Origin of the sequence: Luteimonas sp. TWI382 (genome assembly GCF_039674545.1) — a bacterium.
In the GTDB taxonomy this organism is placed as follows: Bacteria; Pseudomonadota; Gammaproteobacteria; order Xanthomonadales; family Xanthomonadaceae; genus Luteimonas.
The window spans coordinates 1-18,941 of sequence record NZ_JBDJNS010000014.1; the positions used below are offsets into that span (position 1 = coordinate 1).

The 18,941-nt window shown below is 69.9% G+C and carries 13 protein-coding genes; 7 read left to right on the forward strand and 6 right to left on the reverse strand.

What is annotated here, in order from left to right; all coding sequences use genetic code 11:
- Nucleotides 1-282: transposase (locus ABE505_RS10460; RefSeq protein WP_346442239.1), on the forward strand; the 282-nt coding region annotated here is incomplete at its 5' end.
- Between the two features lie 43 nt (nucleotides 283-325).
- Here the strand turns inward: ABE505_RS10460 and ABE505_RS10465 are convergent.
- Nucleotides 326-3,589 carry an Rne/Rng family ribonuclease gene (locus tag ABE505_RS10465; RefSeq protein WP_346442238.1) on the reverse strand — a complete coding sequence of 1,088 codons (3,264 nt, stop codon included), beginning with the start codon at nucleotides 3,587-3,589 and terminating at the stop codon, nucleotides 326-328.
- A gap of 400 nt (nucleotides 3,590-3,989) precedes the next feature.
- On the opposite strand from ABE505_RS10465, the gene ABE505_RS10470 reads away from it, so the two are divergent.
- A complete protein-coding gene (locus ABE505_RS10470; RefSeq protein ID WP_346442237.1) occupies nucleotides 3,990-4,952 on the forward strand; it encodes an RluA family pseudouridine synthase in 963 nt (320 codons plus the stop codon).
- Between the two features lie 97 nt (nucleotides 4,953-5,049).
- On the opposite strand, the gene ABE505_RS10475 is transcribed toward ABE505_RS10470, so the two are convergent.
- Both ABE505_RS10475 and ABE505_RS10480 read right to left on the reverse strand, forming a co-directional pair.
- Nucleotides 5,050-5,940 carry a DUF6624 domain-containing protein gene (locus ABE505_RS10475; RefSeq protein WP_346442236.1) on the reverse strand — a complete coding sequence of 297 codons (891 nt, stop codon included), beginning with the start codon at nucleotides 5,938-5,940 and terminating at the stop codon, nucleotides 5,050-5,052.
- A 17-nt stretch (nucleotides 5,941-5,957) separates the two neighbouring features.
- A complete protein-coding gene (locus ABE505_RS10480) occupies nucleotides 5,958-6,299 on the reverse strand; it encodes a 4a-hydroxytetrahydrobiopterin dehydratase (protein ID WP_346442235.1) in 342 nt (113 codons plus the stop codon).
- Nucleotides 6,300-6,398: 99 nt separating this feature from the next.
- Here ABE505_RS10480 and ABE505_RS10485 point away from each other — a divergent pair, with 99 nt between their 5' ends.
- Complete coding sequence (locus ABE505_RS10485) at nucleotides 6,399-6,992, forward strand: NfuA family Fe-S biogenesis protein (protein WP_346442234.1); 594 nt, start codon at nucleotides 6,399-6,401, stop codon at nucleotides 6,990-6,992.
- Nucleotides 6,993-7,023: 31 nt separating this feature from the next.
- The gene (locus tag ABE505_RS10490) at nucleotides 7,024-8,643 is read left to right on the forward strand and encodes a hypothetical protein (protein WP_346442233.1); all 1,620 of its coding nucleotides are present in this window, start codon (nucleotides 7,024-7,026) and stop codon (nucleotides 8,641-8,643) included.
- Nucleotides 8,644-8,905: 262 nt separating this feature from the next.
- On the opposite strand, the gene ABE505_RS10495 is transcribed toward ABE505_RS10490, so the two are convergent.
- Both ABE505_RS10495 and ABE505_RS10500 read right to left on the reverse strand, forming a co-directional pair.
- Entirely contained in the window at nucleotides 8,906-9,337 is a 432-nt protein-coding gene (locus ABE505_RS10495; protein WP_346446234.1) for a cytochrome c, read from the reverse strand.
- 5 nt (nucleotides 9,338-9,342) lie between these two features.
- The gene (locus ABE505_RS10500) at nucleotides 9,343-9,708 is read right to left on the reverse strand and encodes a cytochrome c (protein WP_346442231.1); all 366 of its coding nucleotides are present in this window, start codon (nucleotides 9,706-9,708) and stop codon (nucleotides 9,343-9,345) included.
- A gap of 238 nt (nucleotides 9,709-9,946) precedes the next feature.
- Between ABE505_RS10500 and ABE505_RS10505 the strand changes: the two genes are divergently transcribed.
- From ABE505_RS10505 to ABE505_RS10515, 3 genes are read left to right on the forward strand one after another with little or no spacing between them, the layout of a single operon-like run.
- Nucleotides 9,947-11,071 carry an efflux RND transporter periplasmic adaptor subunit gene (locus tag ABE505_RS10505; RefSeq protein WP_346442230.1) on the forward strand — a complete coding sequence of 375 codons (1,125 nt, stop codon included), beginning with the start codon at nucleotides 9,947-9,949 and terminating at the stop codon, nucleotides 11,069-11,071.
- Nucleotides 11,071-14,577: an efflux RND transporter permease subunit gene (locus ABE505_RS10510; RefSeq protein WP_346442229.1), complete on the forward strand. Its 3,507-nt coding sequence runs from the start codon at nucleotides 11,071-11,073 to the stop codon at nucleotides 14,575-14,577. The genes ABE505_RS10505 and ABE505_RS10510 overlap by 1 nt, the downstream gene beginning before the upstream one ends.
- Complete coding sequence (locus ABE505_RS10515) at nucleotides 14,574-17,654, forward strand: efflux RND transporter permease subunit (protein ID WP_346442228.1); 3,081 nt, start codon at nucleotides 14,574-14,576, stop codon at nucleotides 17,652-17,654. Before ABE505_RS10510 ends, ABE505_RS10515 begins: the two co-directional genes overlap by 4 nt.
- Nucleotides 17,655-17,729: 75 nt before the next feature.
- Here the strand turns inward: ABE505_RS10515 and ABE505_RS10520 are convergent, their stop codons facing one another.
- Complete coding sequence (locus ABE505_RS10520) at nucleotides 17,730-18,941, reverse strand: TraB/GumN family protein (RefSeq protein ID WP_346442227.1); 1,212 nt, start codon at nucleotides 18,939-18,941, stop codon at nucleotides 17,730-17,732.

Below are 18,941 nucleotides of genomic sequence, written 5' to 3' on the forward strand. Positions count from 1 at the left end.
CGACTGTGGTTCTACCAGCATCCCAGCTGCGCCCAACGGGCCTGGGAGCACTGGCTGGAGCAGGCCCAATCCAGTGGGATTGCCGCGCTGGCCCATTTCGCGGCCAAGCTCAAAGCCTACCTGCATGGAATCGTGTCGCGCTGCCGGCATCGACTCAACACCAGCATCGTTGAAGGCATCAACAACACCATCAAGGTCATCAAGCGCCGTGCCTACGGGTACCGCGATCAGGAGTACTTCTTCCTGAAGATCCGCGCAGCCTTCCCCGGAATTCAGCGATGAACCAAAAAGAAGCCCCGGACATGCCGGGGCTTCTTCGTGTGGCTCAGGCCTCGCGGCTCGGCGGCGGGTCCGGCTGCTCGTCCTGCTTGGCCTTGGCGTCGCTTGCCGCAGGCGTGCGCGTCGCGACTGCGGACTCGGGCACGTCGTGACGCTCGCCATCGGGCTGCGCCTCGGGCTCGACTGCGTCCGTCGGCTCGGCCTGTGGCGGCGTCGCTGCGGCGATACCGGCCCGCGACGCATCCGTTGCCGAGTCGACTGCGTGCGCGGCCTGCGGCACCTCGTCGATCGCCTCGGTCCGCTCGACCTCGACGGCCTTGACCGCTTCGACCTGCTCGACTGCGTCGGTCGCTGGGGTGCTGGACACCGGCGCATCGAACAGACCCGGAGCCGTCTCGCGGCTCCCAGCGTCCGCCACCGGCTGTTCGACCGGCGAGGCGGGCACGGCGGCCTCAGCCTCGGCCTGGGCGGTGTCGACCGCCGACGGGGTCGACAGCGTCGCGGCCGGATCGACCGGGTCCGCGTCCTGGGCCTGTGCCGAAACCGAGGTGTCTGCCACGCCGGTATCGACGTCGGTCTGCGCGTCTTCTGCTGCCGGCAGGGCCGGGACGGTGCTCGGGGCCGATGCAGGCGCCGCCGACGACGGTTCGGACGCGTTGTCGACAGGCGCCTGCGCCGCGCCATCGGCGCCGGTCGCGATCACGGCTGCGGCTGCGGCAGCTGCGGAAGCAGGCGCCGCGGTTGCAGCGGGCGTGAGCGCAGGCGCCGACGTCGCGGCCTGGGGCTGCGCCGGGGCGGCCGGCAGGTCGTCGAAGTCGAACTCGGGCTGGGCGCGGTCGGACGGGACGATGCCGTGGTCGTCCGCGGCATCGTCGTCGTCCTGCTGCAGCTCGTCGCCCGCGACGCTGCCGTCGCCGGCCTTGCCACGGCGGCGGCGGCGGCCGCCGCGACGACCGCGACGGCGACGGCCGTTGCCGCCCTCGTCATCATCGCTCGCGGTCGGTGCCTCGTCGGTCCGATCCTCGTCGGTCGGATCGGCATCGACCACGGCCGGCGCGAGCTGGGGCGATGCCGCGTCCGCTGCCGAAGCCGGCGCGTGCCGATCGGCCTCTGCCGGGGCCGATGCCTCGACCTTCGGCGACTCGACCGGTGCCGGGGTGACCTCCGTGCGTGCGGGCGCTGCCGCCTGGGCCGGCGGCGTCGAGACCGCGGCCGCGGTGGCCGCGACGGCCGGGGCCGTCATCGTCTCGGGGGCGTCGTCCTCGCCTCTGGGCGGACGGGGCGCGCGCGGCGGCTTCTGCTTCTGGCGACGCTCCTGGGGACGCTTGTCCTGGGCTGCGGGCTGCTCGCGGCGCGATTCGCGCTGCGGCGTGGCGGCCTGCTCCTCGCGTGCAGGTGCCGAGGCGCCGGTCTGCGCGCCCTGACCACCTTGTCCACCCGAACGCGACCCGCGGCGGTCGCGACGCTGACCGTTGCGGCCGTTGCCGCGTCCTTCGCCGCGCGGCTGGCCATCCCGGGCCTGACCATCGGGGCGCGGCGCGCGGGTGTCCTGGCGCGCGGGCTGCGGCGCAGGGGCGGGAGCGGCGAACAGCGTCTTGAGCCAGCCGACGAAACCGCCGGACGAGGCCGGGGCCGGCGCCGGTGCAGGGGCGGCCACGGGCGCGGGGGCCGGGGCGGGCGCCGGCTCGGGCTTGGGCTCGCGGATCGGCGCAGGCTGGGCCGGGCGAACATTGGTCACGGCCGGCGGCGGCACATTGAGGTTGCCCTTGCTCAGCGCGATCGTCGCCACGCGGCGCGGCGTGCCGCGCTGGTAGCTTGGGCGGCTGGTCTCCTCGCCGAGCTCGTTCTCACGGATGCGCGAGACCTCGTAGTGCGGCGTATGCAACTGCTCGTCGGCGACGATGATGATCGGGGCGCCGTGGCGCTTCTCGATCTCGGCCAGCGCGCTGCGCTTCTCGTTGAGTAGGTAGTTGGCGATCTCCACCGGTGCCTGCACCAGCACCTGCCCGGTGTTGTCCTTCATCGCGTGCTCTTCGGCGACGCGGATGATCGACAGCGACAGCGATTCGATGCTGCGCATACGGCCGTGGCCTTCGCAGCGCGGGCACACGATCTGGCTGGACTCGCCCAGGCTCGCGCGCAGGCGCTGGCGGCTCATCTCCAGCAGGCCGAACTTGGAGATCCGGTTCTGCTGCACGCGTGCGCGGTCGTACTTGAGCGCGTTCTGCAGCCGGTTCTCGACGTCGCGCTGGTGCTTGTTGGACGACATGTCGATGAAGTCGATCACCACCAGGCCGCCCAGGTCGCGCAGGCGCAGCTGGCGGGCCACCTCGTCGGCGGCCTCCAGGTTGGTGTTGAACGCGGTTTCTTCGATGTCGCCACCCTTGGTGGCGCGCGCCGAGTTGACGTCGATCGCGGTCAGCGCCTCGGTCTGGTCGATGACCAGCGCGCCGCCGGAGGGCAGGCGCACGGTGCGCTCGTAGGCGCTCTCGATCTGCGACTCGATCTGGTAGCGGTTGAACAGCGGGACGTCGTCGGTGTAGTGCTTGAGCTTGCGCAGGTTGTGCGGCATCACCTGCTCGACGAAGTCGCGCGCCTCGGCGTACATCTCCGGCGTATCGACCAGGATCTCGGCGATATCGGCGCGCATGTAGTCGCGCAGCGCCCGGGTGATCAGGCGCGACTCCTGGTAGATCAGGAACGGCGAGGGCTTGCTGAGCGCGGCCTCGGCGATCGCCCGCCAGATGCTCAGCAGGTAGTCCAGGTCCCACTGCAGTTCTTCGGCGTCGCGGCCGACGCCGGCGGTACGGATGATCACGCCCATGTCGTCGGGAATGGTCAGCGCGTCCATCGCCTTCTTCAGCTCGGCGCGGTCCTCGCCTTCGATCCGGCGCGAGACGCCGCCGGCGGTCGGCGAGTTGGGCATCAGCACCATGTAGCGGCCGGCCAGCGAGATGAACGTGGTCAGGGCGGCGCCCTTGTTGCCGCGCTCTTCCTTGTCGACCTGGACGACGACCTCCTGGCCCTCGCGCAACAGTTCCTTGATCGAGCCCTTGTTGGGGTCGACGCCGGCCTGGAAATAGTCGCGCGAGACTTCCTTGAGCGGCAAAAAGCCGTGGCGGGCGGCGCCGTACTCGACGAACGCGGCCTCGAGCGAGGGTTCGATCCGGGTGATCCGGCCCTTGTAGATATTGGACTTCTTCTGTTCCCGCGACGGCTGTTCGATATCGATGTCGTACAGGGACTGGCCGTCGACGATGGCGACGCGCAGTTCTTCTGCCTGCGTCGCATTGATGAGCATGCGCTTCATGGATTGCGTTCCTCAACGCGCTCTCGCGCGCGGAACGTCGGGGCGTTTCGCCTGGATGAAGCCTGAAGCCGCCGCGCACGCGCAGCGACGAACCGGATTTTCCAGCGCTACGACACCACGGCGGGCCGCGGGAGCGCTCGTTGTTGTCTGGGTGTTGCGGGCCGCTGGCCGCTCGCGACCGGTCTTGGACCGGGACGGGCGCCGCGCGGGACGTGTTCAGCGCCGATGCCAGGCATCGGGCGATAAGCAGCGTTGCCGTCCAGCCGCTAACATGGCCGCCCCTGGGGCGGTGGCCGCGCACTGTCCGGAGACCTTCGGAAGGTGGGCTTTTGGCCCGTGATCTTCCAGGGAAATCAGCACCTTATATCGCGGGCCGAGTGTAGCAGATAAATAAGCGACGATGACTGACAACGATTCCGGCCCGGCCGGCGGCGGCGTGCGGCTGGTCCGGGTAACCGACGACCGCGCCGGCCAGCGCCTCGACAACTTCCTGCTGGGCCAGCTCAAGGGCGCGCCGCGGTCGATCGTCTACAAGATCGTGCGCAGCGGCCAGGTCCGGGTGAACGGTGGCCGCGCCAAGGCCGAGCGCAAGCTCGAGGCCGGCGACGAGGTCCGCATTCCCCCGGTCAGGCTGGCGCCGGCCGGAGAGGCGGGCACGCCGTCGCGCGGGCTGCTGGCGGCGATGGAGGCGAGCATCGTGTTCGAGGATGCGCGGCTGCTGGCGATCAGCAAGCCGTCGGGCATCGCCAGCCACGGCGGCAGCGGGATCAGTTTCGGGGTCATCGAGACCTTGCGCGCGCTGCGACCGAACCAGTCGCTGGAGCTCGTGCACCGGCTCGACCGCGACACCTCGGGGCTGATGGTGCTGGCCAAGAAGCGCTCGGCGTTGACCCAGTTGCAGGCGCTGATGCGCGAGGATCACGGCGCGGGTATTCGCAAGCGCTACCTCGCGCTGCTCGCCGGCCGCCTGCCCGACGGCACGATGAGCGTCGATGCGGCGTTGCACGTGGGCTTGCGGCAGGGCGGCGAGCGCCACGTCCAGGTCAACGCCGCGGGCAAGCCTTCGCTGAGCCATTTCCGGGTGCTGGAGCGCCGCGGTGGACAGTCGTACTGCGAGGTGCGGATCGAGACCGGGCGCACCCACCAGATCCGCGTACACGCTCAGCACATCGGCCATCCGGTGGCCGGCGACGACAAGTACGGCGATCTCGAGGTCAACCGCCGGCTGCGCGAGCAGATCGGACTGCGGCGCCTGTTCCTGCATGCCGCATCGCTGGAGTTCACGCTCGACGACGGCGAGGCCTACGTCCTCAATGCGCCGCTGGCCGAAGACCTGCGCGAGGCGCTGGACCGGCTGGGCTGAGCCGGGAGGCGGTCACGGCGCGACTGGAATCGCGCTCAAAGACGCTCGCCGGACGCTGGGACGCCGAGTCGATGGCCGCAGTGCACTGACCGCGCCCTCATTCGACCTCGGTGCCGTAACCCGCGCGCAGCACTTGCCGGTAGTCGGCCATCGAGGGCAGTCCGACAGCAGCGCGGCGCGCCTCCAGGCCGTCCGGGTCCTCCACCGGGCGCATCCGAATGACGCCATCGTCACCGGTTTGGAACTGGGTGCCGTAGCGCTGGGGCTGGCCGTCCGCGAGCAAGACGCGGTCGGTCAGCAGCGCGAAGTCGCTGCGGTCGGCACGGTCCAATTCCACCGCGACCTGCATCCGCGCGAGCGCGTCCCGCTGGAATGCGGGGTCGTGATCGGCATGTTGGACGAGCAGCCAAGCTGCCTTCGCGCCGTCGTGGCCGACCAGATCACTGTCGGGCCAACCTCGGGTTTCGATCAGCGGCTTCAGCCATGCGACGTTCTCGCGGTCCACTGCTGCGATCGCCTCCCAGTCGGACTGATCGAGCCGCCCCGTGCCGCCATCGGTCATCGCGCTGCGGACGGCCTGGTCACGCGCCGCGCGCGCCAGGAGTTCTGCGCGCAGCGCGGAATCGCGGGTGTCGGCGCGCGCGGCGTCCAGCGACTCGGCCTCGGCGCGCAATGCGGTCCATCCCGGCTGCGCCCGCAACGCGTCCAGCCCCGGGCGAGATTTGCCCAGCAGTTCGTCGAGTGCGATCCGACCGTGGGGGAGCTGCCTTCGCAGATACGCGAAGGCATCATCGTAGCGTCCCATCGCCGACAGGCATTCGGCGGTCAGCAGTTCGCCACTCATCGGGATCGCGCCGCCCGCGGCTTCCGCGCCCAGCAGGATCTCGCCGCAACGGGCGGGGTCGCCCGCCGTGTACGCGTCCAACGCGTCCATGAAGGTTGGCGGATTCGCCCAAGCAGGCACCGCGCAGACGAGCGCGGCGAGCATGCCGATCGCGCGGCGACTCACGCGACCAACCGGTCGGCCTTGGCCGCGCAGATGAAGTCGTTCTCGCTCAGTCCGCCGACGTCGTGGGTCGAGTAGCGCACGTCGACTCGGTCGTAGTGCACGCCCAGGTCGGGGTGGTGGTCCTCGCGGTGGGCCATGAACGCCAGGGCATTCACGAACGCCATCGTCCGGTGGTAATCCTCGAACCGGAACGTGCGGGTCAGCGCGCCGCCGTCCTCGGCGAGGGTCCACTCGGGCAGGTGCGGCAGCAGTTCGCGTACCCGCGCTTCAGGCAGGCGGTGCTCGGCGCCACGGCGGGCGATGCAGTGGGCTTGGGCGAGGGGGGGCAGATCCGACATCGGCAGTTCCTTGGGCAGCGGCGGCCGTTCCGCAACGGCCATTCATGCGACAGACGGCGACCGGCACGTGCGCCGGCGCAGGCTCGCTAGAATACCCCCATGATCAATATCTCCGAATCCGCCCAGACGCATTTCCGCAAGCTGATCGAGCGCGAGGCGCTACCGGGACTGGGGGTGCGCCTGGCCGCGGTCCACGCCGGTACCACGCGCGCGGACGTGCGCCTGGAGTTCGCCGAGCCAGGCGATCTGACCGGCGACGAATGGGCGATCGACTGCGAGGGCTTCACGCTGTGGCTCGACGCGCCCAGCGTGCCTTACCTGGACGGCGCGCAGATCGACTACGAGGCCCGCGCGACCGGCGGGCAGTTGCAGATCCGTGCGCCGAAGATCAAGGGCGAAGCGCCGCCGGAGGCTGCATCGCTGGTGGAGCGGGTGCACTGGGTGGTCGAGAACGAAGTCAATCCCCAGCTGGCCCAGCATCGCGGCAACGTGTCGGTGCAGGAGATCACCGCCGAGGGCGTGGTGGTGCTGCGCTTCGGTGGCGGCTGCCACGGCTGCGGCCTGGTCGACGTGACCCTCAAGCAGGGCATCGAGAAGACGCTGATGGAGAAGGTCCCCGGCGTCACCGCCGTGCGCGACGCGACCGACCACGACAGCGGCAGCGCGCCGTACATGCCGCGCGACGTGGCCTGAGCCAGGTCCGGCAGCCGGCGGCCTGCGACGGATGTTCACCTCTACCGACCTGATCGAGGTGCTCCGTCGCCGGCGGTCGGGCGGGGCGGCCGAGGCGGCGCCGGACTTTCCGCCCGGCTGGACGGCGTGGTTTGCGGCCATGCGGGCGCGCGCCGGCGGGGTGACCGGCGCGGCCGCGCCGGCGATCGCCGCAGTGCTGGCCGGCCGGCCGGCATCGCCTCGGCGTCGGCATGCGCCGCCGGCCAGTGCACTGGCCGCCTGGGCCAGCCTGGCCTATCCGCTCTGGGAGCATGCCCCCCGGGACGAGCGCGGCCTGCGGGTCGTCTCGCTGGTGACGACGCTGCTGATCCAACTGAGCTGGCTGGGCCTGTTGCTGCTGCTGATGCAGGCGCGGTTCCTCGCCGCGACCGAGGCCGCCGCCCACGGCGAGGAGCACGTCGTCGAGGCGGTGTTCATTGGCGCCGGCACGCCACGCGATGCCGGGGGCGATCCGGGCGAGGCACCAACGCCACCGACACCGACCGCTGCCGCGCAGGCGACGCCCACCGACCCGGCATCCGCACCGGTACCCGCGCCCACGGTGCCGCCCCCGGCGCAGGATCCCGCGCCCGCACAATCGATGGCCGATGCGGACGACGCGCCCGCGCAGGACGTGCTGCAGGTCACCGAGACGCCGCGGCCAGACAGTGCGTTCACGCTGCCGCCGCCGCGTCCGGCGGCGCCGGAGGTCGCCGTGCGCGACCGGCAGGTGCCCGACGCGCCGTTGCAGGCGGTCGAGATCCCGGCCCTACGAGGTCCTCAGCGCATCGACTTGGCGCCGCCCACGCCAGAGGCGCCGACGCTGGAGCTCGAGGTCCGCGAGCGGGCCGTGGCGCAGGCGACCGAGACCGTCCGTCTGCCGACCGCGCCGCGACCGGACGTGACGGTCGAGACGCCGACGCCAGCGGCGCGGTCCGCGCCCGAAGTCACCGCGCGCGAACGCAACGTGCCGCTGCGCGATCCCGCGCCCGCTGCCGAAGTCGCGACGACCCCGGCCCCCACCTCGGCACCGGCGCCTGCTCCGGCGCGGCCCGTGCCAGGCGGCGCGGCGACGCCAGCGCCGGGAACGGGCGAGCAGACCCCGGCCGCGACCGCAGGGCGTGGGCCCGTCGCGGCGTCCCCGCCGGGCGCCGCGCCGTCGACCCGCGCTGCCGACGACTGGGGCGATGCCGACACCGCGCGCGACGGCGGCCGGCCCGGTCGCCCGTCGGGCCTGTTCGGCGCCGATGGCCGCCCGCGCCTGGCCGATGGCGGGCGCGTGGGCGGCGGGCTGCCGCCGGGCACGATCACCGAGGATTTCGAGAAGATCGACCGCATGGGCACCTGGCTGCGGCGACCGGCCCCGGGCTACGAGTCGACGCGCTTCGATCGTTACTGGGTGCCCAGCGAATCGCTCCTGGAAGAATGGGTGCGGCGCAGCGTGCAGACGGTGCTGATCCCGATTCCGGGCACCAGCAAGACCATCCAGTGCAGCGTCGCGTTGCTGGCCTTCGGCGGCGGCTGCGGGATCACCGATCCGAACATGCAGGACGTCGAGACCGACGGCCGGCCGCCACCGGACGTGCCGTGGAAGCCGGAGTTGCAGGAAGACCGCGACAGCCTGGGCAAATGAGGCCGGAATCGAATTCAGTGCGTGCGCCTGTGCCGCGCGCGGCCCCGGCGCACGGCGCTCAGGCCAGGACTGCGATTGGGCCTGGTCGCCCCGTGGTGCTCGGCGCGCGCTACGGCGCGCAGGTCGGGGGCAGCGGCTGAAATCCGAAGCCGAAGTTAGAGTCGGCAGGCCGCACGCAGGCAGAGCGGATCACAGGTGTTGATCCGCTCTTGGGCATCCCTCCAGCGAGGGCGCGCATGGGGTCGAACGGCGACGACGACGGTCAGCGGTCGTGCACGCCGCGAAGATCGCGCAACTGGCTGGGCTGGTCGGCGAAGTAGGCCGCGAGGTCGGCGATCTGCTGGTCGCTCAGCCCGGTGGCCTGCTGCGACATCAGCGCATGCTCGCGCGTGCCGTCGCGGTAGGCCTGGAGCGCGTGGGCGATGTAGTCGCGGTACTGCCCGCCGATCTTCGGATAGGTCGGGTCGAGCGGCGCATTGCCGCCGGCGCCGTGGCAATCGGTGCAGGTCTGGCCGGTCGCGGCGCTCTTGACGTTCGCTGCGCGCTCGCCTGCCTGCACCGACCCCTTGGGCAGGCCGGCCGACGATGACGTGCCGCCACCGGCATGCGCCTGGCCGTCGGCGGCGGGGCCGCCGCAGGCGGCCAACGCCAGACAGGCCGCGGTCGGGATCAGCAGAAGGAAGGTCCGGTTCATGCCGCTCACTGGGTCAGCTCCGAAAGAAAGGCGGCGATGTCGGCGATGTCCTGGTCCGAGAAGCTCTGCGCCTGGGCCTGCATCGTCGGATGCCGGCGGGTGCCGCGCTTGTACTCGTTGAGCGCATTGACGAGGTACTGGGGCGATTGGCCGCCGATCCGGGGCACGTGGTAGTGCGGATAGACGTTGCGGTAGCCCTCGACCCCGTGGCAGCCCTGGCAGGTGTAGGTCAGGGTCCGGCCGTTGCCGGCGTCGCCCGCCAGCGGCGCATTGGCCGCGGCGGCAGGTGCGGCGGCGGTCTGCGCCAGGGCCGCGGGAGAGGCCATCGCGGCAAGGGCGAGGCAGGAGGCGAGCAGCAGCGGTCGCGTCATCTTGGTATCCGCAATCCTGAGTGGCTGGAACGGCTGTCGGGGAAGCGTGGGACGTGACCCGCGGGCGGTCGCTGAACCGCGGGCAACCGCGCCAGTATAGCCATGGGCTCTGTGCAAACCCAACGGCGCATCCAGGCCCAGTTCGCAACGCTGGAGGTCACCATGACCAATGGCGGATGGAATCCGCATGTTCGGGTGAACTACATTGCTACCACACCGTAGGGGTCATTCCATTCCAATGTCGACACTGCTCGTTCGCACGTCCTCGGGACGCATTTTCGCCGGCAGCCTGCTGCTGGCGGCCGCCTTCGGCTTGAGCGCCTGCAAGGGGGGAGGAGGCGATGCCCAGGCCCAGCCCGGCGATGCGGCGCAGGCGCCGGTGCCGGTGGAGACCGAGGCCGTGGCGCGGCGCAGTGTGGCGGCGAGCTATGTGGGGACCGCGTCGCTGGACGTACCGCGCGGTGCGGACGTGGTCGCCAAGACCTCGGGAATCGCGCTGGAGGTGCTGGTCGAGGAGGGGGATGCCGTCCGGGCCGGCCAGCCGCTGGTGCGGCTCGACCCCGATCGTGCACGCCTGGCGGTGCTGCAGAGCCGGGCGACGATGGGCAAGCTGGAAAACAGCTACCGTCGCGCGCAGCAGCTCGTCGGCCAGCAGATGATCAGCGCCAACGATCTGGACCAGATCAAGTTCGACCTCGATACCGCACGTGCGCAGTACGAGATGGCGCAGCTGGAGTTGTCCTACACCACGGTCACCGCGCCGATCGCAGGCGTGATCTCCCAGCGCATGATCCGCACCGGCAACTTCGTGCAGATCAACACGCCGATCTTCAGCATCGTCGACAACGCGCGCATCGAGGCGACGCTCAATGTCCCCGAGCGCGAGTTGCGCGTGCTCAAGCGCGGCCAGCCGGTGCGGCTGCAGGTCGACGCGCTGCCGGGCGAGTCGTTCGAGGGCGTCGTCGAGCGCGTCGCGCCGGTGGTCGAGTCGCGCAGCGGCACATTCCGCGTGGTCACCGCCTTCGCCGGTACCGATGCGCTGCGCGCGGGCATGTTCGGGCGCATCCACATCGATTACGACCAGCGCGCCGACGCGCTGGTGATCCCGCGCGCCGCGCTGCTCGATGACGGCGACCAGGCGGCGGTGTTCACCGTGCGTGACGGCAAGGCCGTGCGCGTGCCGGTGACGCTGGGGTATGTGGATGGCGATCTGATCGAAGTCCGCGACGGCTTGGAGGACGGCATGCAGGTGGTGACCGCCGGCAAGGTCGCGCTGCGTGAGGGCAGCCCGGTGCAGGTGATCGGCGCGGCCCCGGTCGCGGCCGCCAAGCCCGCCACCGGCGCCAAGAGCGACGCGCAGTAATGGCCGGCGCCTCCCACGAAGGCCCCGCCGGCGACGGCCCGGCCGCGGACCCGCATGCCACCGCACCCAGGCGGTTCGATCTGGTCGAGTTCTCCACGCGGCGCCGCGTGACGGTGTGGATGGTCGCGATCAGCCTGATGCTGTTCGGCCTGATCGCGCTGACCAACCTCAAGGTCAACTTGCTGCCCGATCTGAGCTACCCCACACTGACGGTGCGCACCGAGTACACCGGCGCGGCACCGTCGGAGATCGAGACCCTGGTCAGCGAGCCGGTCGAGGAGGCGCTGGGCGTGGTCAAGGGCGTGCGCAAGCTGCGCTCGATCTCGCGGACCGGCCAGAGCGATGTGGTGCTCGAGTTCGCCTGGGGCACCGACATGGACCAGGCGAGCTTGGAGGTGCGCGACAAGCTCGAGACCTTGCAGTTGCCGCTCGAGGTCAAGCCGCCGGTGCTGTTGCGCTTCAACCCGTCCACCGAGCCGATCCTGCGGCTCGCGCTGACCGCCGGCGACAAGGGCGGTGCGGTCGACGAGTTGACGCGCATGCGTCGCTACGCCGACGACGATCTGAAGAAGAAGCTCGAGCCGGTGGCCGGCGTGGCCGCGGTCAAGGTCGGCGGCGGCTTCGAAGACGAAGTGCAGGTGGAACTGGACCTGCAGCAGATGGCGCGCATCGGCCTGCCGATCGAGAACGTGATCCAGCGCCTGCAGCAGGAGAACATCAACCTGTCGGGCGGTCGTCTCGACCAGGGCACGCAGCGCTATCTGGTGCGCACGGTCAACCAGTTCGCCAGCGTCGAGCAGATCGGCGAGATGCTGGTGGCCACGCAGTCGGGCGGCGACAACGCCGCCGCCAGCGCGGCGCAGCAGATGGCCGCGATCGCGGCGGCCAGTGGTTCGCAGGCGGTGCTCGCCGCTGCGGCGTCGGTGCAGAGCGCCTCGGGCGCGGATGGCGCGACGATCGCGGGCGGCCGCGCGATCCGGCTGCGCGACATCGCCACCGTGCGCCAGGGCTTCAAGGAACGCGAGAGCATCATCCGGCTCGGCGGCGACGAGGCGGTGGAGTTGGCGATCTACAAGGAGGGCGACGCCAATACCGTGTCGACCGCCGATGCGATCCAGGCGCGGTTGGCGGTGATCCGCAAGGACCTGCCGCCGGGGATGACGCTGACCGTCGTCGACGACCAGTCGAAGTTCGTGCGGGCGGCGATCAACGACGTGCGCACCGATGCGCTGATCGGCGGCACTCTGGCGGTGCTGATCATCTTCCTGTTCCTGCGCAATGGGTGGAGCACGTTGGTGGTGAGCCTGTCGCTGCCGGTCTCGATCATCACCACGTTTTTCTTCATGGGCCAGTTGGGCCTGAGCCTGAATGTCATGTCGCTCGGCGGCCTGGCGCTTGCGACGGGTCTGGTGGTCGACGATTCGATCGTCGTGCTCGAGTCCATCGCCAAGGCGCGCGAACGCGGGCTGGGCGTGCTGGAGGCCGCGATCACCGGCACCCGGGAAGTGGGCATGGCGGTGATCGCCTCGACGCTGACGATCATCGCGGTGTTCCTGCCCTTAGTGTTCGTCGAAGGCATCGCCGGCCAGTTGTTCCGCGACCAGGCGTTGACGATCGCCATCGCGGTCGGCGTGTCGCTGCTGGTGGCGATGACGTTGATCCCGATGTTGGCCTCGCTCAAAGGCCGTCCGCCGCTGGCCTTCCCGGAAGAAGCGCCGCATCCGCAATGGCGCCCCGAGCGCCGCTGGCAGAAGCCGTTGGCGGCGACCGGCCGCGGCATCGGCACCGGCATTCATGGCGTGCTGTTCGGCTTGGTCTGGCTGCTCATTCGTGCCTGGCGCGGTGTCTCGTACGTGGTCAGCCGCGTGATGGGACGCGCCAGCGATGCGGCGATGGCGCCCTACGAGCGCGCCGAGCGTGGCTACATGCGGATCCTGCCGGCGGCGCTGGCGCGGCCGTGGTGGGTGCTGGGTACTGCGACCGCGGTGTTTGTGGTCAGCATGTTCGCCGTGCCGCTGTTGGGGACCGACCTGATCCCGCAACTGGCCCAGGACCGGTTCGAAATGACCGCCAAGTTGCCGCCCGGCACCCCGTTGCGCGAAACCGACCGCATCATGCGCGAAGTGCAGCAGGCGCATCGCGACGACGACGGTGTGGCCTTGTTGTTCGGGGTGAGCGGCAGCGGCACCCGGCTGGACGCGAATCCGACCGAGAGCGGCGAGAACATCGGCCGGTTGAGCATCGTCATGAGCGACGGCGGTAGCCGCGAGTTCGAGGCGCAGCAGACCGAGCGCCTGCGCAACACCATGCGGCAATATCCCGGCGTCGCGGTGGACTTTTCGCGGCCGCAGATCTTCAGCTTCTCCACGCCGCTGGAGATCGAACTGCGCGGCCAGGATCTCGACGGGCTGGCGAAGGCCGGCCAGCGCATGGCCGAACTGCTGCGGGCAAATCCGCACTACGCCGACGTCAAGAGCACGGTGGAGCAGGGCTTCCCCGAGATCCAGATCGTCTTCGACCAGGCGCGTGCGGGGGCGTTCGGCCTGACCACGCGGCAGATCGCCGATGCGGTGGTGCGCGCGGTGCGCGGCGAGGTGGCCACGCGCTACAACTTCCGCGACCGCAAGATCGATGTGCTGGTGCGCGCGCAGGAGAATGAGCGCGATTCGGTGGAGCGCATCCGCAACCTGATCGTCAATCCGGGCAGCGGCGCGGCCGTGCGACTGGACTCGGTCGCCGACGTGGTCGCGACCATCGGCCCGAGCGAGATCCACCGGGCCGACCAGGTACGCGTGGCCGTGGTGTCGGCGAACCTGCGCGACATCGACCTGGGCGCGGCGATGACCGAGGTGCGGCAGATGGTCGCCGAAAACCCGCTCGGTCCCGAGATCGGGCTGCACATCGGTGGGCAGGGCGAGGAACTCGCCGAGTCGATGCGCTCGCTGCTGATGGCGTTCGCATTGGCGATCTTCCTGGTCTACCTGGTGATGGCCTCGCAGTTCGAATCGCTGCTGCATCCGTTCGTGATCCTGTTCACCATCCCGCTGGCGATGGTTGGTGCGATCGGGGCGCTGCTGCTGACCGGCAACACGATCTCGGTGGTTGCCTTCATCGGCCTGATCCTGATGGTGGGTCTGGTGGTCAAGAACGCGATCATTCTGATCGACAAGGTCAACCAGTTGCGCGAGGCCGGCGTGGCCAAGCGCGAGGCGCTGGTCGAGGGCGCACGCTCGCGTCTGCGTCCGATTGTGATGACCACCCTGGCGACGCTGTTCGGCTTCCTGCCGTTGGCGCTGGCGCTGGGCGAGGGCGCCGAGGTGCGCTCGCCGATGGCGATCACCGTCATGGGGGGGCTGGCGGTCTCGACCGTGCTCACGCTGCTGGTGATCCCGGTGGTCTACGAGCTGCTCGATCGCAAGTCCGATGCGTTCTACGCCGAGCGTGGTCGCCGCGCGCGGCTGGGTGCGGCCGCTGAGCGCGATGGGGCGGAGGCAGGCACGCCATGAGCATCGCCGAGCTGAGCCTGCGCCGTCCGGTCACCACCATCATGTGCTTCGTCTCGATGGTGGTGATCGGCCTGATCGCGGCGGTGCGCCTGCCGCTGGAAGCGCTGCCCGACCTGACCATGCCGATCCTTTATGTCGAGTTGCCCTACGCGGGGTCCACGCCCGTCGAGGCCGAGCAGAACCTGCTGCGCCCGGCCGAGGAGGCACTGGCGACGATGAGCGGCATCAAGCGCATGCGCGGCGATGCCAATGCCGATGGCGCGGGTGTGCTGCTCGAGTTCTCGGACTGGGACCGCGACATCGCGATCAGCGCCGCCGAGGCGCGCGAGAAGATCGACGCGATCCGCTCCGACCTGCCCGACGATTTCCGTCGTTACTTCGTCCACAAGTGGACCGCCAGTGACCAGGCGGTCCTGCGCCTGCGCCTGGCCGCCAATGTCGATCTGTCGGGCAGTTACGAGATGATCGACCGGCAGCTCAAGCGCCGGCTCGAACGGGTGCCCGGTGTGGCGCGCGTGGAGATCAGCGGGGCGTCGCCCAACGAGGTCGAGATCGCAGTCCAGCCCGATCGCCTGACTGCGCACGGCATCGAACTCAACGCGCTGGCCACTCGCCTGCGCGCATTGAACTTCTCGGTCTCGGCCGGCCAGATCCTCGATGGCGGGCAGCGCTTGCGGGTGCAGCCGCTGGGCGAGATCCAGGACCTGCAGCAACTGCGCGACCTGGTGATCGACCAGAAGGGACTACGGCTGTCGGACATCGCCGACGTGCGCTTCAAGCCGCAGCGCATGGACTATGGTCGGCGCCTCGACGGACGGGCGGCGGTGGGGCTGGAGATCTTCAAGGAGCGCGATGCCAACCTCGTCGAGATCGCGCGCAGCGTGCTGGCCGAAGTCGAGACCGCGCGCAGCGAACCGGGGCTGGAAGGCATCGACGTCAAGGTGATCCAGAACCTGGGCGAGGAAGTGACGTCGTCGCTGCTGGAGCTGGTCGAGGCGGGCGCGATCGGTCTGGTGCTGTCGATCGTCGTGCTGTACTTCTTCCTGCGCCACTGGCCGTCGACGCTGATGGTGACGCTCGCGATCCCGATCTGCTTCATCATCACCCTGGGCTTCATGCACTTTTTCGACGTCACGCTCAACGTGCTGTCGCTGATGGGCCTGCTGCTGGCGGTCGGCATGCTGGTCGACAATGCCGTGGTCGTGGTGGAGAGCATCTACCAGGAGCGCGAACGCATGCCCGACCAGCCGTGGCTGGCCTCGGTGCTGGGCACGCGGCATGTCGCGATCGCGCTGTCGGCCGGCACGCTGTGCCACTGCATCGTGTTCGTGCCCAACATGCTGGGCGAGACCAACAACATCAGCATCTTCATGAATCAGCTGGCGATCACCATCTCGGTCTCGCTGCTGGCCTCGTGGCTGGTGGCCGTGAGCCTGATCCCGATGATGTCGGCGCGCATGAAGACGCCGCCGGCGGTCGCCCGGCCCGATGGGCTGATCCCGCGCATGCAACGCGGCTATGCGCGGCTCCTGCGCTGGTCGCTGCAGCACCGCGGTTGGTCGGTGGCGGGCATCGTTCTGGTGGTCGCGTTGAGCCTGTTGCCGATGAGCCAGATCAAGTTCGATATGTTCGGCGACAGCGGCGGCGGCAAGGAGATCCAGCTCTACTACCAGTGGAAGGGCAGCTACAACCTGCAACAGCGCTCCGAGGAGGTGCGACGCTACGAGACCTTCCTCGACCAGCGCCGCGAGCAGTACCGGATCCGTCAGCTCTACTCGTGGTTCGGCGAGGGCGGCGATTCGGGCACGATCATCACGTTCCAGGACGATGTGTCCGACACCCGGGTGCTGTCGGACAAGATCAGCGAGGCGCTGCCCAAGTCCGCGCGCGCCGATGTCGGCGTACGCGGTGGCGGCCAGGGCGGCGGCGGGGCGGGCGGCAGCCAGGGCGTCCAGGTGCAACTGGTCGGCGATTCGACCCAGGTACTGCGCGAGATCGCCGATGGCGTGATCCCGATCCTGGCGGCCAATCCGGCGCTGCGCGACGTGCGCGTGGATTCGGGCGATCTCAACCACGAGCTTCGGATCAGCGTCGATCGCGACCGCGCAGCCGCGTTCGGATTCTCGGCCGAGCAGGTCTCGAACTTCGTCGGCCTGGCGCTGCGCGGCAGCCAGCTGCGCGAGTTCCGGCGCGGTGACGACGAGGTGCCGGTGTGGGTCCGCTTCGCGGGCGCGGAGACCTACAGCGAAGCCGATATCGCCGCCTTCATGGTCCGGGCGCCGGACGGCCGCAGCGTGCCGCTGACCAGCCTGGTCGAAATGCGGGTGGAGCCGGCCTCCAGCCGGATCACCCGCAACGACCGGCAGACCTCGCTGACGCTGCAGGCCAACCTCGCTGGCGGTACGACGATGCCCGATGCCCGCAAGGCGCTGGAGCAGACGCTGGACACGGTCGCGTTTCCAGCGGGCTACGGCTACAGCTTCTCCGGCAGCGGCTTCGAGGACGATACGGCGGCAAGCCAGCAGATGCTGTTCAACCTGGTGATTGCGGTGATCATGATCTACGTGGTGATGGCAGCGGTGTTCGAGTCGCTGCTGTTCCCCGCGGCGATCATGAGTTGCGTGCTGTTCTCGGTGTTCGGCGTGTTCTGGCTGTTCTGGTTCACCGGTACCGCGTTCACGGTCATGGCCTTCATCGGCATCCTGGTGCTGATGGGCGTGGTGGTGAACAACGGGATCATCATGGTCGAACACATCAACAACCTGCGCCGACGCGGCATGCCGCGTCTGGAGGCGCTGGTGGAGGGCAGCCGCGAGCGGTTGCGGCCGATCATGATGACGATGGGCACGGCGATCCTGGCGATGGTGCCGATCTCGCTCAGCGACACCGTCGTACTCGGCGGTCTGGCGTACTCGCCGATGGCGCGCGCGGTTGCCGGCGGGCTGGCGTTCTCGACCGTGGTCAGTCTGTTGTTCCTGCCGACGATCTACGCGCTGCTCGACGACCTGCGGTACGGCACGGCGCGCATGCTCCGCCGCGCGCGGGGCGTGCCGGCGGGCGTGTCCACGGCGTCGTAACGTCACTGGCCCGCGTCGCTTGGCGGTGCGGGCCATTCCGCCTTGAGGGCGTGGTGGCCCGCGTGGTCGCGCCGGTCAGTGCAGCAGCTTGCCGAAGATCCGCAGGCCCGCGACCCACACGCCGATGCTCGACCCCAGGTTGGTGAACATGAAGTTGAGGATCGTCCTCGAGACGCGGTTGCGGTACCAGCCGCGGAACGTGCCCGCATCATCGCGCAGGGCCAGGAAGTCACGGTAAGCGGGCGTGCGCATGTGCGCTTCGATCAGCGCACTGAACAGGCCGGGCGAGACGCCCGGGGGACGGAATGGCTTGAGTGGCGCGGCGATCGCCGCGGCCAGGATGCCGAGCGGATGCGCGGCGGCGGCGATCGCGCCCAGCGCGGCGAATGCGGCGGTGATCAGCACCCACTCCTCGAGCAACTGGCGGCCGACGTCGACGCCGCCATGCCAGTAGCCCCAGCCGATCATCGCCAGGATCAGCGCCATCAACAGGGTGGTGAACCACGGGAACCGACGCGTGCTCGGCGCCTGTTCCAGCTCTGTGCGGATCGCTGACGGCGTCTGCGTGTCTTCGGCCAGGTGGCGCGCGATGCCGGCCAGGTGACCAGCGCCGACGACCGCCAGGACCTCGCGCGCGTGGCCGACATCGCCACGCAGGCGTGCGGCCATGTAGCGGTCGCGCTCGGCGATGATCGTCTCGTAGAGCTTGGGATCGCTGCGGGCGAAATCGCCGAAGCTCGATTCGAGCATGTCGCCTTGCTTGAGCTTCTCGATCTCGTCTTCGCCCATCTCCTCGTTGGTCAGCAGGCCCGACATCAGGCTGCCGCCGAGTCGCAGCTTGCCCATCAGCCCGAGCCGGGACGAGGTGCGGCGGAAGGTCAGGCCGACATCGCGGTCGATCAGCGCGACCGGCAGGCCGCGGGCATCGGCGAGCGCGACGGCGCGCTTGAGTTCGGCGCCCGGCTCGATGCCGAGTTGCTCGGCGAGCCGGCGCTGATAGGCCGACAGCGCCAGATTGGCGGCGAACAACGCGACGCGGCCCTTGCGGATCACGTCGACCAGATTGAGCTTGCCCAGCGCGTCGGGATCGGTGATCGCCTGCAGGCGCTGCGGGTCGAGTTCGACCGCGACCATGTCGAACGCGCCGCTGCCGATTGCGTCCTCGACCGCCTCCACGCTGACTTTCGAGACGTGGGCGGTGCCCAGCAGGGTGTAGCGCACGCCATCGCGCTCGACGATCGTGTGCGGCTGCGTCTGCCAGGACGGGGAGGCGGCGGAATCGGTCAT

Excerpts from the sequence above, each read along its gene's own strand:
- ABE505_RS10510 (WP_346442229.1), top strand. The coding sequence starts at position 11,071 with ATGGCCGGCGCCTCCCACGAAGGCCCCGCCGGCGACGGCCCGGCCGCG.
- ABE505_RS10515 (WP_346442228.1), top strand. The coding sequence starts at position 14,574 with ATGAGCATCGCCGAGCTGAGCCTGCGCCGTCCGGTCACCACCATCATG.
- ABE505_RS10485 (WP_346442234.1), top strand. The coding sequence starts at position 6,399 with ATGATCAATATCTCCGAATCCGCCCAGACGCATTTCCGCAAGCTGATC.
- ABE505_RS10490 (WP_346442233.1), top strand. The coding sequence starts at position 7,024 with ATGTTCACCTCTACCGACCTGATCGAGGTGCTCCGTCGCCGGCGGTCG.
- ABE505_RS10495 (WP_346446234.1), bottom strand. The coding sequence starts at position 9,337 with ATGAACCGGACCTTCCTTCTGCTGATCCCGACCGCGGCCTGTCTGGCG.
- ABE505_RS10520 (WP_346442227.1), bottom strand. The coding sequence starts at position 18,941 with ATGACCGATTCCGCCGCCTCCCCGTCCTGGCAGACGCAGCCGCACACG.
- ABE505_RS10505 (WP_346442230.1), top strand. The coding sequence starts at position 9,947 with ATGTCGACACTGCTCGTTCGCACGTCCTCGGGACGCATTTTCGCCGGC.
- ABE505_RS10500 (WP_346442231.1), bottom strand. The coding sequence starts at position 9,708 with ATGACGCGACCGCTGCTGCTCGCCTCCTGCCTCGCCCTTGCCGCGATG.
- ABE505_RS10475 (WP_346442236.1), bottom strand. The coding sequence starts at position 5,940 with ATGCTCGCCGCGCTCGTCTGCGCGGTGCCTGCTTGGGCGAATCCGCCA.
- ABE505_RS10470 (WP_346442237.1), top strand. The coding sequence starts at position 3,990 with ATGACTGACAACGATTCCGGCCCGGCCGGCGGCGGCGTGCGGCTGGTC.
- ABE505_RS10480 (WP_346442235.1), bottom strand. The coding sequence starts at position 6,299 with ATGTCGGATCTGCCCCCCCTCGCCCAAGCCCACTGCATCGCCCGCCGT.
- ABE505_RS10465 (WP_346442238.1), bottom strand. The coding sequence starts at position 3,589 with ATGAAGCGCATGCTCATCAATGCGACGCAGGCAGAAGAACTGCGCGTC.